Below are 11,984 nucleotides of genomic sequence, written 5' to 3' on the forward strand. Positions count from 1 at the left end.
GGGCGCTTTCGTTGGCGAGGCGCAATGTTCGGCCGGGGCGAGGCCAGGGTCAACCGCGACAACGGACCTGGCTTTGCAGCCGCCTGTGCCGCGATTGCATGGCGCGATCTATCTGGTCATGTGCGCGGTCAGCGGGTGGCTGCCGGCATTGCTGAAGAAGGCCGCCTCTTCGGCGGTCGCCTCCAGCAACTGCTCGTCCTGGTGATAGACGTCGTTGCGGAACTGGACGGTCTGGTCCTTGGTCATCCACGCCGTGAGGTAGATCCAGGCCACCGGCACCTTCTTCGCCATGGCGACGTCGAGATGCTGGCCGCTGGCGATCTCCGCGTCGATCGCGGCGCGGCTCCATTTCGGCTGGTCCTTCAGCAGCCAGGCGGCGAGATCGCGCACATTGTCGACGCGCGAGCAGCCGTGGGAATCGAAGCGGTAATCATCGCTGAACAGATTGCGCTGGTTGGTGTCGTGCATGTAGACCGAATAGGAATTCGGCATGTCGATCTTGACCGCGCCGAGCGCGTTGAACGTGCCGTTGTGCTGGCGCACGGTGAAATTCGGCGTATGGGTGCCCGACCAGTCAACCGAATTCGGGTCGATCGGATTGTCGTGGGCGTCGAGCACCTCCATGTGCATGCGCGACAGATAGCTGGGATCCTTGCGCATATGCGCGGAGATCTCGGTCTTGGCGATCGAGGAGGGCACCGTCCAGGTCGGATTGAGGACGACGCTGCTGATCTGGGCCGTCAGCGTCGGCGAGGGCTTTTCGGTCTTGCCGACGATCACGCGATAGCGCCTTACCACGACGTCGTTCTCGACCGCTTCGGCAAAGGCGGCGGGGATGTTGACCACGACATAGCGCTGGCCGAAGCCGAAATTCATGTTCTCGAGCCGCTGCAGCGAAGCCTCCAGCTGCCGGATGCGCTTCTGCACCGGCACGTTCATCGCCGCGATCGTGCGCGGCGTCATCGTTCCGGTCGGCGCGAGGCCGTGGCGGGCCTGGAAGCGTTTCACGGCGTCGGCGAGATCCTGGTCGAAGGCGCCGCTCGCCTTGTCGGCGGAAAGATCGCCGGAGACGATCAGCCGCTTGCGCAGGAGATCGTCATTGGCGCCCTGGGCGCCGGGCGCGAATTTGGCGTCCGCCGGGATCGTCGGCCAGCCGCCGCGCACGGCCAGATCGGAATAGCTCAGCGCCGCATCCTTGATGCGCTGGGCGGAGCCTTCGTCATAGGTCGGCTCATGCGTCAGCGCGAGCGCTGCGGCCGAACGGCTCTCCGCCGTAGATGCGGCCGCCGGCGCGGCGGTTTTCGGTGCGGCTGCGTGGGCCGGATTGGCGATGGCCGGCACCGTGCCAGCCGCAGTCGCCGGCTTGGGCCCGGCCTGTCCAATGGTCTCGGTCTGAGCAAGCGCAGAGGCGCTCGCAAGCATGCCGACGGCAATGATTATCGCATGGCGCTTCGACATGTGTCCCATCTTCCCTATGAGAGCGAGGCCCGGACAGGCGCTCGCATCGGCAATTCCCGGTTCGTCGGGCTGATTCGAGAAATCGGCGGGAGGCTAGCGCCTCCCGGTTGCGGCTCCCTTAAGCACGGCGCATCGCGAGCCCCATGCGCAAGGCACGCGGTCTCTGGATTGGGTCGCGAGAGGGCCGGAATGGGTTCGCGCAAACCGCGGGCGACGGCGGGAAAAATGGTCAACAAAAAGGGGCGGTCATGCCGCCCCGAGAAGTCCGCGCGAGCGCGCGGCCGGAGATATCTCGTCCGGATCTCGTCCAATCCAGCCGCGCCCCGTGGCGCGGCGGATTGAACATCGGGCAGAAAGGCACGAATGCCGATCGGCTCAGGCTTCGTTCGCCGCGATCGATTCCATCAGCGAGACGAGCTGACGCTGCACCGTCTGGTCCTTGATCTTGCTGTAGGCGCGCAGCAGGCGGAGGCTGAAGGCCGAGTCCAGGAAGAGCAGGCTCTCGACTTCGCGCGCCTTGTTGTCGCCGTCATAGAAGAAGGTCACGGGCACATCGAGGGCGGTGGCGATCTGCTGAAGCCGGGCCGCGCCGACGCGATTGACGCCCTTCTCGTACTTCTGGACCTGCTGGAAACTGACGCCGAGCTTCTCGCCGAGCTCGGCCTGCGAGACCTTCATCTCGACGCGCCGTAGACGGATTCGCTTGCCCAGCTCAATGTCCGGCTTGCCGGCACTGCGCTGCTTCATTCTCTTCGCCGCTGTCTTCATCTTTTTTCTCATCGGTCTTCGGTTGAAAACCCCCCGAAGAGCTGGGTCAGGGGTTCGCCCATATACTCGTCCTTGAATTCATGCGGGTGCACGAACTCTTCCTTAAACCACGGGAAACGCGCCGGATTGAAGGCTTCGATCAGCCAGTCAATCATGTGTCGTACGCGCGGAATCCGGCCGCTACCGGGATGGTAGGACAACCAGATATCCAGCGGTCTGTTCAGCTCGACCTCCAGTGGAATCAACTTCCCGCCAAGCGCAATGGCGTAGCTCGGAAACACGCCGATTCCGGCGCCATTCGCGACCGCCCAGTAGTTGGCGCTCGAGACGTTGGTCTTCATGACCAGAAGGTCACGTTCCGGAACGCCGGGGAAGAAGCTCTCGAAAGTTTGCTTGGCAGCAAGCTGGTCGGCGAACTGCAGCACCAGGCGGTGCTTGATCAACTCCATCGCCGAGCGCGGCGCGCCATGTTTCGAAATGTATTTCTCGGAGGCCCAGAACATCAGATGCATGCGGCCGAGCCGCACCAGCTTGACGTCGAGCGCCGAAGGCCGCGACAGGTGAATGGCGACGTCGGCCTCATGGCGGGAGACGTCGGCCGAACGCATCGCGCAATGCAGATCGACCAGGATCTTCGGATAGGTCTGCTGGAATTCGACCAGTCGCGGGGCGAGCCAGAATGTGCCAAGTCCCTCGGTGACGGCGACGCGGACCTCGCCGGACAGGGCGTTCGCCGTCGAATCGCTGGTGCGCAGCACGTCGAAGGCAGCCGCCTCCATTTGCTCGACGGCGGAGACCACCAGCGCGCCTTCGTCGGTCAGACGGGTGCCGTGGACGTCGCGGGTGAACAACGTGGTGCCGGTCTGGCGTTCGAAATCATCGATCCGGCGGCGAACGGCGTTGATCGACAGCGACAGGCGCTCGGCCGCCGAGCGGAAACTTCCGCATCGGACAACTTCCAGGAAAATGCGCGCCGCATCCCAGTCCGAGAGGCCGCTGACGTTTGTCTTTGGGCGTTCCTCCAGAGGAACGCCCCTTTCCGCCAAGGAGTGCATACAAGTCCCTTCGGGTCGCTAAACTGGCAGAATCTCGGGCAAACCACAACCACGGCGGGTTGGGGAACGACGAGTTTTGAACGTCATCCTTACTACGCCGCAGGTGGTATTCGGGTGCTGCCAAGCCTAGGAACAAGGGCTAGGAATCGGGCAAACCATCGCCCGTATGAGGGGTGTGGCGTGAGTTCCGTTGTGAGCCGTGACTTGCCTGCGGGATTGTCGGCATTCTCCGCAATGAACGTCCTTGCGCGAGAGCAGGTGCCTTCCGCGGTGGATCAATTGCAGCACGCCAGGCGTTTTACGAGCGAGCGTTTTACGATCGAGCGCTTTACGACTGAGCGTTTCGACGGCCGGCGGCGCGACGCGATACGCGCCGGAACCGCGGTTTCAAGGCAGAAACACACTGAAATCATGTTCGGGGGCGTAGCGGCCTCGTGTTATCCTCGACGCTCCATGGGGGCCAAAGGGGTCGTCACAACCACGTCTCACAGGCCGAATTAGCGGAAAGAACGCCGTGTCGCATTCAGACGAACAGTTGCAGTCGGTGCTGGAAACGCTCGAAGAGTGCCGCAGGGTGCTCAACGAGAGCAATAGCCGTGAGTCGGCCGAGCTGCTGTCCATTGTCATCCTGGACGTGCGGATGAAGCTCAAAGGAATTGACAGTGCCGATCTCAAGGCACTGTGCGACGAAATGCTGCGGACGGCCACGAACGAACCGCAGCCCCCTTCCAAGCAGACGCAGGACCAGCCCCGGCGTCCGCTGCTCCGCGTGGTGAAGTAGCCGCGCCGCCGAGTTTCGCTTTTTGGCGAGATTTGTGCGTGTCCCGGTGCCGCATCTGTGATCACAGACGGCATCGGGAGGAGCCCTGGTTTTGTGCGCCTCTGTTGCGCATTCGCTGGCATCGGCTACACCAGAGCCGGTTCGGCTCCGGGCCGCGCGCATTCCCCGCGCGCCGCATCGGCGCCAGAGATGGTTCCGACTGCATCATGCAAAATGTTTCGATCCCGGCGGCGCTGATTGCCGGCCTCGTCAGCTTCCTCTCCCCGTGCGTCCTGCCGCTGGTCCCGCCCTACCTGATCTATCTGACGGGCGCGACGATCGAGCATGTCGAAAGCGAAGAGCCCGCATCGGCCTCCAAACGCGCCATCATGATGTCGGCACTCCTGTTCGTGCTCGGCTTCTCCACGGTGTTCGTGGCGCTCGGCGCCAGCGCCTCGCTGATCGGGGCGCTGATCCGGGCCTGGTCGGCCGAACTCTCGATCCTCGCCGGCATCGTCATCATCGTCATGGGCCTGCACTTCCTCGGCCTGACGCGCATCGGCCTGTTGATGCGCGAGGGACGCTTGACCGCGCCCAAGCCCGTCGGCCTTTGGGGCGCTTATGTGATGGGGCTGGCCTTTGCCTTTGGCTGGACGCCCTGCATCGGCCCGATCCTTGCCGCGATCCTCTCGGTCGCCGCGGCCGAAGCCACGGTGACAAAGGGCGCCGTCCTGCTCGCGGTCTATTCGGCCGGGCTCGGCATTCCCTTCCTGATCGCTGCCCTGATGATCGAGCAGTTTTCCACCCTGTTTGCGCGCATGAAGGGCCATCTCGTCAATGTCGAGCGCGCTATGGGCGTCCTGATGGTGATCACCGGTATTGGATTCCTCACCGGCGCGGTCTCGAACGTGAGCATCTGGCTGCTGGAGACGTTTCCGACGTTGCAGACGATCGGTTAGGCCTCCGCATCAAAGCGCGCTAGCGCGGCGCGGTCGATCTCGATACCGAGGCCAGGCCCCTCGGGCACCCGCACGACGCCGCTCGCATGCTCGATCGGCTCCTGCAAAATCGCCTGCCGGATCGGATGTTCAGTGCGGTCGAATTCCAGCATCGGCTCGAGCGGTGACAGCGAAGTCGGCGTTTGCGAGGGCAGCACCGCGAGGAGCTGGAGCGACGCGGCGATCGCGATACCGGTGCCCCAGACATGCGGATTGTAGCGGATGCCGAACGCCTCGCTCATGTCGGCGATCTTCTTGCATTCGGAGAGACCACCTGCCGCGCAGGTGTCGGGCTGGGCGATGTCAAGTGCGTGCGAGACGAACAACTCGCGGAAGCCGAAGCGCGTGAATTCGCACTCGCCGCCGGCGACCGGAATCGTAAGCGCGGATTTCACCGCGCGATAGCCCGCGATGTCCTCCGGCGGCACCGGCTCCTCGAACCATCCGATGTCATGGCGCTCGATCAGGCGGCCGAGCCGGATCGCCGCGACCGCGTCATAGGCGTGGTTCGCATCGACCATCAGCGCGACATCGGGGCCGATCGCCTCGCGCACCGCGCGGGTGACCGCGGCATCCTCCGCGATGCCGAAACCGACCTTCAGCTTCACGGCGCGGAATCCTTCGGCGGCATAACCCGCCGCTTCCTCCGCCAGATAGTTCAGCGGATCGCCTGACTTGCGCCGGTAGAGACCGGTCGCATAGGCCGCAACCTGCTTGCGCGCGCCGCCGCCGAGAAGCTGATGCACGGGTACGCCAAAATGCTTGCCCTTGATGTCCCATAGCGCGATGTCGATGCCGCTCATCCCCTGGATCACGACGCCCTTCTGGCCGTGATCCCGCAGGCGCGCATAGACCATCTGCCACAGCACGTCGGTGCGCAACGGATCCTCGCCGATCAGCCACGGAGCGATACTCTGCACCACTGCCGCCGTGATGCGCGCCGGGCCGTAGCATTCACCCCATCCGACAAGACCATTGTCAGTCTCGATCTCGACCAGCATTGCGGTGCGCGTGTCGTACCAGGCGCGCGAATAGGCGAAGGGCTGCGACAGCTTTGCTTCGAGAATGTGCGTGCGAATCCTTGTGATCTTCATTGCCGGCCTCCGTTCATCGCGCCTCGTCCAGCGCGCAAATCACCGTGCAGACCACGCCGCGGGGCAGGAAGTCGACCGTTGCCTCGCCGCCGAGCTGGTCGCGCGCGCTGCGCTCGATCAGGCGCGAGCCGAAGCCGCGTTGCACCGGCGCCGTCACCGGCGGTCCGCCGATCTCGGTCCAGATCAGGCGCAGCCGCGGCTTCGGCGCATCGGCGATGACCTGCCACTCCAGCGTGACCCGGCCGGTCTCATTGGATAGCGCGCCGTACTTCGCCGCGTTGGTGGCGATCTCGTGCACGATCATCGACAGCACCACGGCGAGCCGCGGCGACAGCGGCACCGCGGGTCCGGCCATGCGGATGCGCTCCGGATTATTCAGCAGGAACGGCTGGAGCGCGCGGGCGATCACGTCCCGCAGCTCGGAGCCCGCCCATTTCTCCTGGCTGAGCAAATTATGCGCCTCGGCCAGCGCGCCGAGCCGGCCCTCGAATTTTACCCGCTCGTCCCGGCTGGCGCTGCGGAAGGTCTGCACGGCGATCGCCTGCATCAACGCGAGCGTGTTCTTGACGCGATGGTTGAGCTCGTCGATCAGGAGATCGTGCAGCATCTCGCCGCGCGCGATCGTGGTCGCCATCCGGACCGCGAAGGTCAGGCCGGTCAGCAGCAGGACGCCGCCGATAAAACTGGTGATCGCGATGTTGCGCCAGAGCGGAGCGATTAGCGAGCTCTCGGCGACGCCGGCCACGATGGTCCAGCCGGTCAGCCGCGACCTCGTATAGACGGTGGACAACGCGACGCCGTCGAGCGAAACCGTCGAGAGTGCGGCTTCCGGCGTGCGCAACATACTCTCGTACAGTGCGCCGGTAGCCCGTTTGCCAAAGATCTCCGTAGGGTTCGGCGTGCGCGCGAACACGATAGCCTTGGTGTCGAGCAGGGAGACCGTCCAATCCCGGTCGGGCCGTTGCTTTTCCACCAGGTCCTGAAAGGTGCTGACCGGCGGGCTGAAGCAGAGGTCGTAGATCACTTCGCCGTCGCGGAGCACCGGAACCTCGACCGTAAGCACCTGCCGGCCGTTGATTGCGCCGGTGAACAGGTCGGAATATTGCGGCGACCTGGTCGCAAACACCTTCTCGATGATCTCAAGATGACCGCGTGGCGGCAGGCTTGCGGTGTCCTCGGTCGCGGAGGAAAACAACAGCCGGCCCTGGCGATCGGAGATCAGCACGAGGCCGCCTTTGCCGTACTGGTCGACGAAGCCGAGCGCGATGCGGCGGAAGCTCTGGAAGTCGTCGTTGCGCAGCGAATTCGTCAGTGCAAGCACCTGCAGGCCGCCGGTCATCCGCTGCACCTCGGAGTCCAGCACGAGGCGCATGCTGCGCACATTCTCCAGCACGCGGCGGGTCGCGTCGTTGCGGTCCTGTTTGTAATTGTAGACGGCAATGCCGACCGCGAAGACGATCAGCGGCAACATCGTTCCCGTCACCAGAAGAGCGAGCCGGACCGGCAAAGTGAGCTTTGACAAACGCGGGCGTCCCGGTTCCAGCGCAGGGGAGCGCCGGATTTATGATTTTGGGAGACCATAGGGGCGGGATTTGCGCTACGCCAATAATTTTTGCGTTCGGACGCGCCGCCCAGGAAGAAGATTTTGCAGCGCGGTCCGCGGCTGCGCCTCAGCTCATGCTGATTGCGGTCAGTAGGAGACACATGGCGTACACGGCCGCCAGGCTGAGCCCGGCGATCCGGGCCTCTCGATGCGATTTCATAATGTCTACTCCCAGAGAGGGAGGCCGCCTCAAGGCGGCCCCCTTACACCTGGATCAATCAATTTCCTGAACGACCGTGCGCGTACCGGGATCGACGAGCATCACGCGATCGCCGGAGTAGACGTAGCGATACTTCGTCAGCGACGGACCCCAGTCTGCGGGAACGGCCTCAAGCTCGACGTCGCTCGGCACCGCCGCACCGACAACGATCTTTTCCTTCGTGGTCACCGGGCGAATGCGATGCTCGGTGACGTAGGATTTGATCTTGGTTCGGTACTGCGGCTCGATCTGGACGGCCGCCGCGTGGCCCGTCCCGGTCGTCGTCACGACGGTCGATTGCGCGAAAGCACCGGTCGACATCAGGACCGCCGCGGCGGAAAGCAGGAACAACTTCTTCATCTCGTTCTCCTCGTTTGAACATGCGCCGCAACAACCCCTCATTGCGGACAGCGTTCCCGGCTCAGGGAACTAATTGCCGCTTTTTCCCGTTTGTAGATGACCGGGCTGACGGCTCGGGCTCTGGAGGAGGACTACAAATGAAGTTGAAGATAGTAACTGCAGCATTGATGCTTTCCGCAATATCCCTGCCGGCGTTCGCGGCCGACGAGTTCTATGTCGTGCAGGACGTCAAGACGAAGAAGTGCACAATCGTCGACAAGAAGCCGACGGACACGTCCATGACCGTGGTCAGCCCATCGGGCGCGATCTACAAATCGCGCACCGAAGCTGAAGCCGGCATGAAGACCGTCAAGGTCTGCACGTCCAACTGAGGAGGATGACAAATGCCAGTTCTGATTCTCTGGGCCGTGCCGGCCGTGCTGGTGATCGGCGGCGGCATCTATCTGATCGGCCACATGCACTAAGCGGCAGTGGAAGGCGGGTCTGTGCGTGCAGCGCACGGGCCCGCACGCCGTCTGTCTGCTAAGAGAGGCTGCTCCCCTCGGCCTGCCACGCACCGGCAGGAGCGCAAGTTGCAGTGCAGCAGTTCGCGAAAGGGGTGGCCCTGCGACGAAGAGGGCCTCCCCCGCGCGTGAAATGACTTCCGTCCCGCCGAGGTTTTCCATACGCTTCCCACTCGCAAGCCGCATACCGGCTGCGCTCACGGCCCGGCGACAGGGCCGGAGCATCAAAAGGAGGGGAGACGATGAAGCGAAGATCATTTCTCGCTGGGCTCGGCGCGACCACTGCGGCGGCTGCGATGGGCATGCCGTCAATCGTCAGGGCACAGTCGCCGATCACATTGAACGGCGCGGTCCAGTTCAACGACGACCACGCCTTCAACCGGGCCCTGCTCCGGTTCGAAGAGCTGGTCAAGAAGTACTACGGCAAGCCCGTCAACTTCACACTGCACAGGAATTCCTCGCTTGGCCTCGAAAAGCAATATTTCGAGTACATGTCGCAGGGCAAAGCCGTCGATTACGGCATCGTCTCGCCGGCTCACATGTCGACCTTCGCCAAGGCGGCCCCGTTCATCGACGCGCCCTTCGTGTTCAAGGGCATCGACCACATGAACAAGGTCGTCGAAGCCAATATCCTGGCGCCGATCGCCGACGAAGTCGCGTCCAAGGCCGAGGTCGTTCTGATCGGCTATTCCGGCGGTGGCATCCGCAATATCTTCGCCAACAAGCCGCTCAAGACTCTCGCCGACCTTAGGGGACTCAAGGTGCGCGTACAGGGCGCGCCGATCTGGTCGAAGACCTTTGCGGCCGTAGGCATGAGCCCGACGGTGATCGCCTACAACGAAATCTACAACGCGATCCAGAACGGCGTGATTGCGGCCGGCGAGAACGAGGCGGCCGGCGTCGAGGCGATGAAGTTCTACGAAGTGGCTCCGCATCTCAACCTGACCCAACACGCCGTGTCGAGCCGGCCGATCTGCTTCTCGGTGAAGACGCTAAAGACCTTGCCGAAGGAGTTGCAGGACGCGATCATGAAGGCCGGCAAGGAGGCCGGCGACTACGGCCGACAACTGGAGTCGAGTGAAGAAGTCGTCAAGCTCGACACGCTGGAGAAGGCCGGGAAGCTCAAGCGCGTTCCCTTCGAAGAACGGGACGCCATGAAGAAGCTCGCCGATCCCGTGATGGCCACCTACGCCAAGGAAATTGGCGCGGAAGGCATTTTCGAGAAGATCAACGTCGTCTGAAAACTGTCGCCGCCCACGCGACAGGACGTCGGGGCAAGCCAGACGGCTTGCCCCATTGCGTGATTGTGATCCCCCGGAGTCGTGATGACTGAAATATCGATGCCACCGAACCCGTCGCCATGGCGCCGAGCAACGGCGGCCTATGCAAAACTGCTGGAAATCCTGCTCGCCGCCTCCGTCGGCATGCTGGTCATTCCGGTCACGTTGCAGATCCTCTCGCGCTACACGCCTTTGATTCCGTCCTACATCTGGACCGAGGAGATGGCGCGGTTCATGTTCATCTGGACGATCATGATTGGCGCCATGGTTGGCATCAGAGAGTCGCAGCATTTTGAAGTCGACGTCTGGCCTGACCTGTCACGCCGAAGCGAAGCCATGGTCCGGATTCTCGCGCGGCTCGGCGTGCTGGCGCTGGCACTGGTGTTCGTAACCGCCGGAATCGAGTTCACCCGCTTTGCCTGGAACAGAACTTCGGAGCTGGCCGATCTGCCGCTTTGGCTGATCCACGTCGCCTGGCCGATTTCCGGCGTGACCTGGATCGTGTTCGCCGGTGAACAGATCGTCGACGAGATGCGGATTTTGTTTGGGGCAAATCAATGAGCGGCAATGTTCTTTCTGCCGGGCAGGCCGCAATGGTCCTGTTCGGTACTTTCGTTGGCCTGCTCATCATCCGCGTCCCGGTCGCCTTCGCGCTTGGCCTTGCCTGCGTGCCGATCCTGCTGATCGAGCCGCATCTGTCGCTGATGACGCTCGCGCAGGAAACCTTCAACGCCTACAATTCGTTCATCCTGCTGGCGGTGCCGTTCTTCCTGCTCACCGCCAATCTGATGAGCATCGGCGGCATCACCGACCGGCTGGTCGCGCTGTCCCGCTCGATGGTCGGGCACTGGCCGGGGTCGCTGGCGCAGATCAACGTGGTGCTGTCGGTGTTCTTTGCCGGCATCTCCGGATCCTCCACCGCGGACGCGGCGAGCCAGTCCAAGATATTCATCGATGCCCAGACCAAGGAGGGCTACGACCTCTCGTTCTCGATCGCCATCACCGCGGTCTCGGCCGTGCTCGCCGTCATCATCCCACCCTCGATCCTGATGATCGTGTGGGGCGGACTGATCTCGACCTCGATCGCCGCGATGTACCTCGCAGGCATCGTGCCGGGATTGCTGATCGCGGGCGCGCAGATGGCGACCGTGCATATCTATGCCGTGCGCCGCGGCTATCCGACCTATCCGAAGGACACCTGGAGGGAGATGTGCTGCGCCATCTGGCGCTCGATACCGGCGCTGATGACGCCGTTCATCATTGTCGGCGGCATCCTGCTGGGGTGGTTCACCGCGACCGAATCCGCCTGCGTCGCAGTGCTCTATTCCGTGGCGCTGTCGACGTTCTTCTACCGTGAAACCGGCGCGCGCGAACTCTACAAGGCGCTGCTCGATACCGGGCGCCTTGCCGGCGTGGCGCTGTTCTGCGTCGGTACCGCGAGCGCGTTCGGCTGGCTGCTGGCCTATTACAGGATTCCGCAGGAACTGCTGGCTAACGTCTCGACCTGGGGCATGGGCGCGATCGGGGCCGGCTTCTTCATCGCGTTCTGCTTTCTGGTGGTGGGCTGCTTCCTCGACGCCATTCCGGCGATCATCATCGTCGGCACCGTTCTCGAACCGCTGGCGAAATCGGTCGACCTTCATCCGGTGCAGTTTGCGATCATCTCGATCGTCTCGCTCGCCTTCGGATTGGTGACGCCGCCTTATGGCCTCTGCTTGATGATCGCCTGCTCGATCGCCGGGGTACGGCTGCGCTATGCGCTTAAGGACACGGTGATCATGCTGATCCCCATGCTGCTCGTGCTGGCGGCGCTCATTATTTGGCCCAGCGTTTCCCTGTTCCTGCCGCGCCTGATCGTGCCGGAGATGTTGAAATGAGCGGGGCTTGATCCCGCGGCTCTGATGCC

12 protein-coding genes are annotated in these 11,984 nt (G+C 63.3%); 6 read left to right on the forward strand and 6 right to left on the reverse strand.

Features of this window, described 5'->3' with window-relative positions; translation table 11 throughout:
- Positions 1-108: 108 nt before the first annotated feature.
- From IVB42_RS32665 to IVB42_RS32675, 3 genes are all read right to left on the reverse strand, one after another.
- Positions 109-1,458 carry a L,D-transpeptidase family protein gene (locus IVB42_RS32665; RefSeq protein ID WP_247300290.1) on the reverse strand — a complete coding sequence of 450 codons (1,350 nt, stop codon included), beginning with the start codon at positions 1,456-1,458 and terminating at the stop codon, positions 109-111.
- Positions 1,459-1,833: 375 nt separating this feature from the next.
- Positions 1,834-2,205, reverse strand: coding sequence for a helix-turn-helix transcriptional regulator (locus IVB42_RS32670; RefSeq protein ID WP_026233304.1), 372 nt, complete (start codon positions 2,203-2,205; stop codon positions 1,834-1,836).
- Between the two features lie 29 nt (positions 2,206-2,234).
- Positions 2,235-3,281 carry a LysR family transcriptional regulator gene (locus IVB42_RS32675; RefSeq protein WP_231188740.1) on the reverse strand — a complete coding sequence of 349 codons (1,047 nt, stop codon included), beginning with the start codon at positions 3,279-3,281 and terminating at the stop codon, positions 2,235-2,237.
- A gap of 514 nt (positions 3,282-3,795) precedes the next feature.
- Here IVB42_RS32675 and IVB42_RS32680 point away from each other — a divergent pair.
- Both IVB42_RS32680 and IVB42_RS32685 read left to right on the forward strand, forming a co-directional pair.
- The gene (locus tag IVB42_RS32680; protein ID WP_007593979.1) at positions 3,796-4,062 is read left to right on the forward strand and encodes a hypothetical protein; all 267 of its coding nucleotides are present in this window, start codon (positions 3,796-3,798) and stop codon (positions 4,060-4,062) included.
- A 206-nt stretch (positions 4,063-4,268) separates the two neighbouring features.
- Positions 4,269-5,000, forward strand: coding sequence for a cytochrome c biogenesis protein CcdA (locus IVB42_RS32685; protein WP_083926459.1), 732 nt, complete (start codon positions 4,269-4,271; stop codon positions 4,998-5,000).
- Here the strand turns inward: IVB42_RS32685 and IVB42_RS32690 are convergent.
- The 3 genes from IVB42_RS32690 to IVB42_RS32700 all read right to left on the reverse strand — a co-directional run bounded on the left by IVB42_RS32690 (position 4,997) and on the right by IVB42_RS32700 (position 8,295).
- Positions 4,997-6,133 carry a mandelate racemase/muconate lactonizing enzyme family protein gene (locus tag IVB42_RS32690; protein ID WP_247394481.1) on the reverse strand — a complete coding sequence of 379 codons (1,137 nt, stop codon included), beginning with the start codon at positions 6,131-6,133 and terminating at the stop codon, positions 4,997-4,999. The genes IVB42_RS32685 and IVB42_RS32690 overlap by 4 nt on opposite strands.
- A gap of 13 nt (positions 6,134-6,146) precedes the next feature.
- Entirely contained in the window at positions 6,147-7,604 is a 1,458-nt protein-coding gene (locus IVB42_RS32695) for a sensor histidine kinase (protein ID WP_247394714.1), read from the reverse strand.
- Between the two features lie 346 nt (positions 7,605-7,950).
- Positions 7,951-8,295, reverse strand: coding sequence for a DUF1236 domain-containing protein (locus tag IVB42_RS32700; RefSeq protein WP_018457104.1), 345 nt, complete (start codon positions 8,293-8,295; stop codon positions 7,951-7,953).
- A gap of 137 nt (positions 8,296-8,432) precedes the next feature.
- On the opposite strand from IVB42_RS32700, the gene IVB42_RS32705 reads away from it, so the two are divergent.
- The 4 genes from IVB42_RS32705 to IVB42_RS32720 all read left to right on the forward strand — a co-directional run bounded on the left by IVB42_RS32705 (position 8,433) and on the right by IVB42_RS32720 (position 11,955).
- Positions 8,433-8,666 (forward strand): hypothetical protein, encoded by a 234-nt coding sequence (locus tag IVB42_RS32705; RefSeq protein ID WP_026233301.1) that lies wholly within the window; start codon positions 8,433-8,435, stop codon positions 8,664-8,666.
- 374 nt (positions 8,667-9,040) lie between these two features.
- Positions 9,041-10,039: a TRAP transporter substrate-binding protein gene (locus IVB42_RS32710; RefSeq protein ID WP_247471847.1), complete on the forward strand. Its 999-nt coding sequence runs from the start codon at positions 9,041-9,043 to the stop codon at positions 10,037-10,039.
- 84 nt (positions 10,040-10,123) lie between these two features.
- A complete protein-coding gene (locus tag IVB42_RS32715; RefSeq protein WP_085352116.1) occupies positions 10,124-10,639 on the forward strand; it encodes a TRAP transporter small permease in 516 nt (171 codons plus the stop codon).
- On the forward strand, positions 10,636-11,955 hold the full coding sequence (locus IVB42_RS32720; protein WP_018457100.1) for a TRAP transporter large permease: 1,320 nt from the start codon (positions 10,636-10,638) through the stop codon (positions 11,953-11,955). Before IVB42_RS32715 ends, IVB42_RS32720 begins: the two co-directional genes overlap by 4 nt.
- Positions 11,956-11,984 lie beyond the last annotated feature (29 nt).

This window comes from Bradyrhizobium sp. 45, from assembly GCF_023073155.1.
Taxonomy (GTDB): Bacteria; Pseudomonadota; Alphaproteobacteria; order Rhizobiales; family Xanthobacteraceae; genus Bradyrhizobium; species Bradyrhizobium canariense_D.

Excerpts from the sequence above, each read along its gene's own strand:
- IVB42_RS32665 (WP_247300290.1), bottom strand. The coding sequence starts at position 1,458 with ATGTCGAAGCGCCATGCGATAATCATTGCCGTCGGCATGCTTGCGAGC.
- IVB42_RS32670 (WP_026233304.1), bottom strand. The coding sequence starts at position 2,205 with ATGAAGCAGCGCAGTGCCGGCAAGCCGGACATTGAGCTGGGCAAGCGA.
- IVB42_RS32675 (WP_231188740.1), bottom strand. The coding sequence starts at position 3,281 with ATGCACTCCTTGGCGGAAAGGGGCGTTCCTCTGGAGGAACGCCCAAAG.
- IVB42_RS32685 (WP_083926459.1), top strand. The coding sequence starts at position 4,269 with ATGCAAAATGTTTCGATCCCGGCGGCGCTGATTGCCGGCCTCGTCAGC.
- IVB42_RS32690 (WP_247394481.1), bottom strand. The coding sequence starts at position 6,133 with ATGAAGATCACAAGGATTCGCACGCACATTCTCGAAGCAAAGCTGTCG.
- IVB42_RS32695 (WP_247394714.1), bottom strand. The coding sequence starts at position 7,604 with ATGTTGCCGCTGATCGTCTTCGCGGTCGGCATTGCCGTCTACAATTAC.
- IVB42_RS32700 (WP_018457104.1), bottom strand. The coding sequence starts at position 8,295 with ATGAAGAAGTTGTTCCTGCTTTCCGCCGCGGCGGTCCTGATGTCGACC.
- IVB42_RS32705 (WP_026233301.1), top strand. The coding sequence starts at position 8,433 with ATGAAGTTGAAGATAGTAACTGCAGCATTGATGCTTTCCGCAATATCC.
- IVB42_RS32710 (WP_247471847.1), top strand. The coding sequence starts at position 9,041 with ATGAAGCGAAGATCATTTCTCGCTGGGCTCGGCGCGACCACTGCGGCG.
- IVB42_RS32715 (WP_085352116.1), top strand. The coding sequence starts at position 10,124 with ATGACTGAAATATCGATGCCACCGAACCCGTCGCCATGGCGCCGAGCA.
- IVB42_RS32720 (WP_018457100.1), top strand. The coding sequence starts at position 10,636 with ATGAGCGGCAATGTTCTTTCTGCCGGGCAGGCCGCAATGGTCCTGTTC.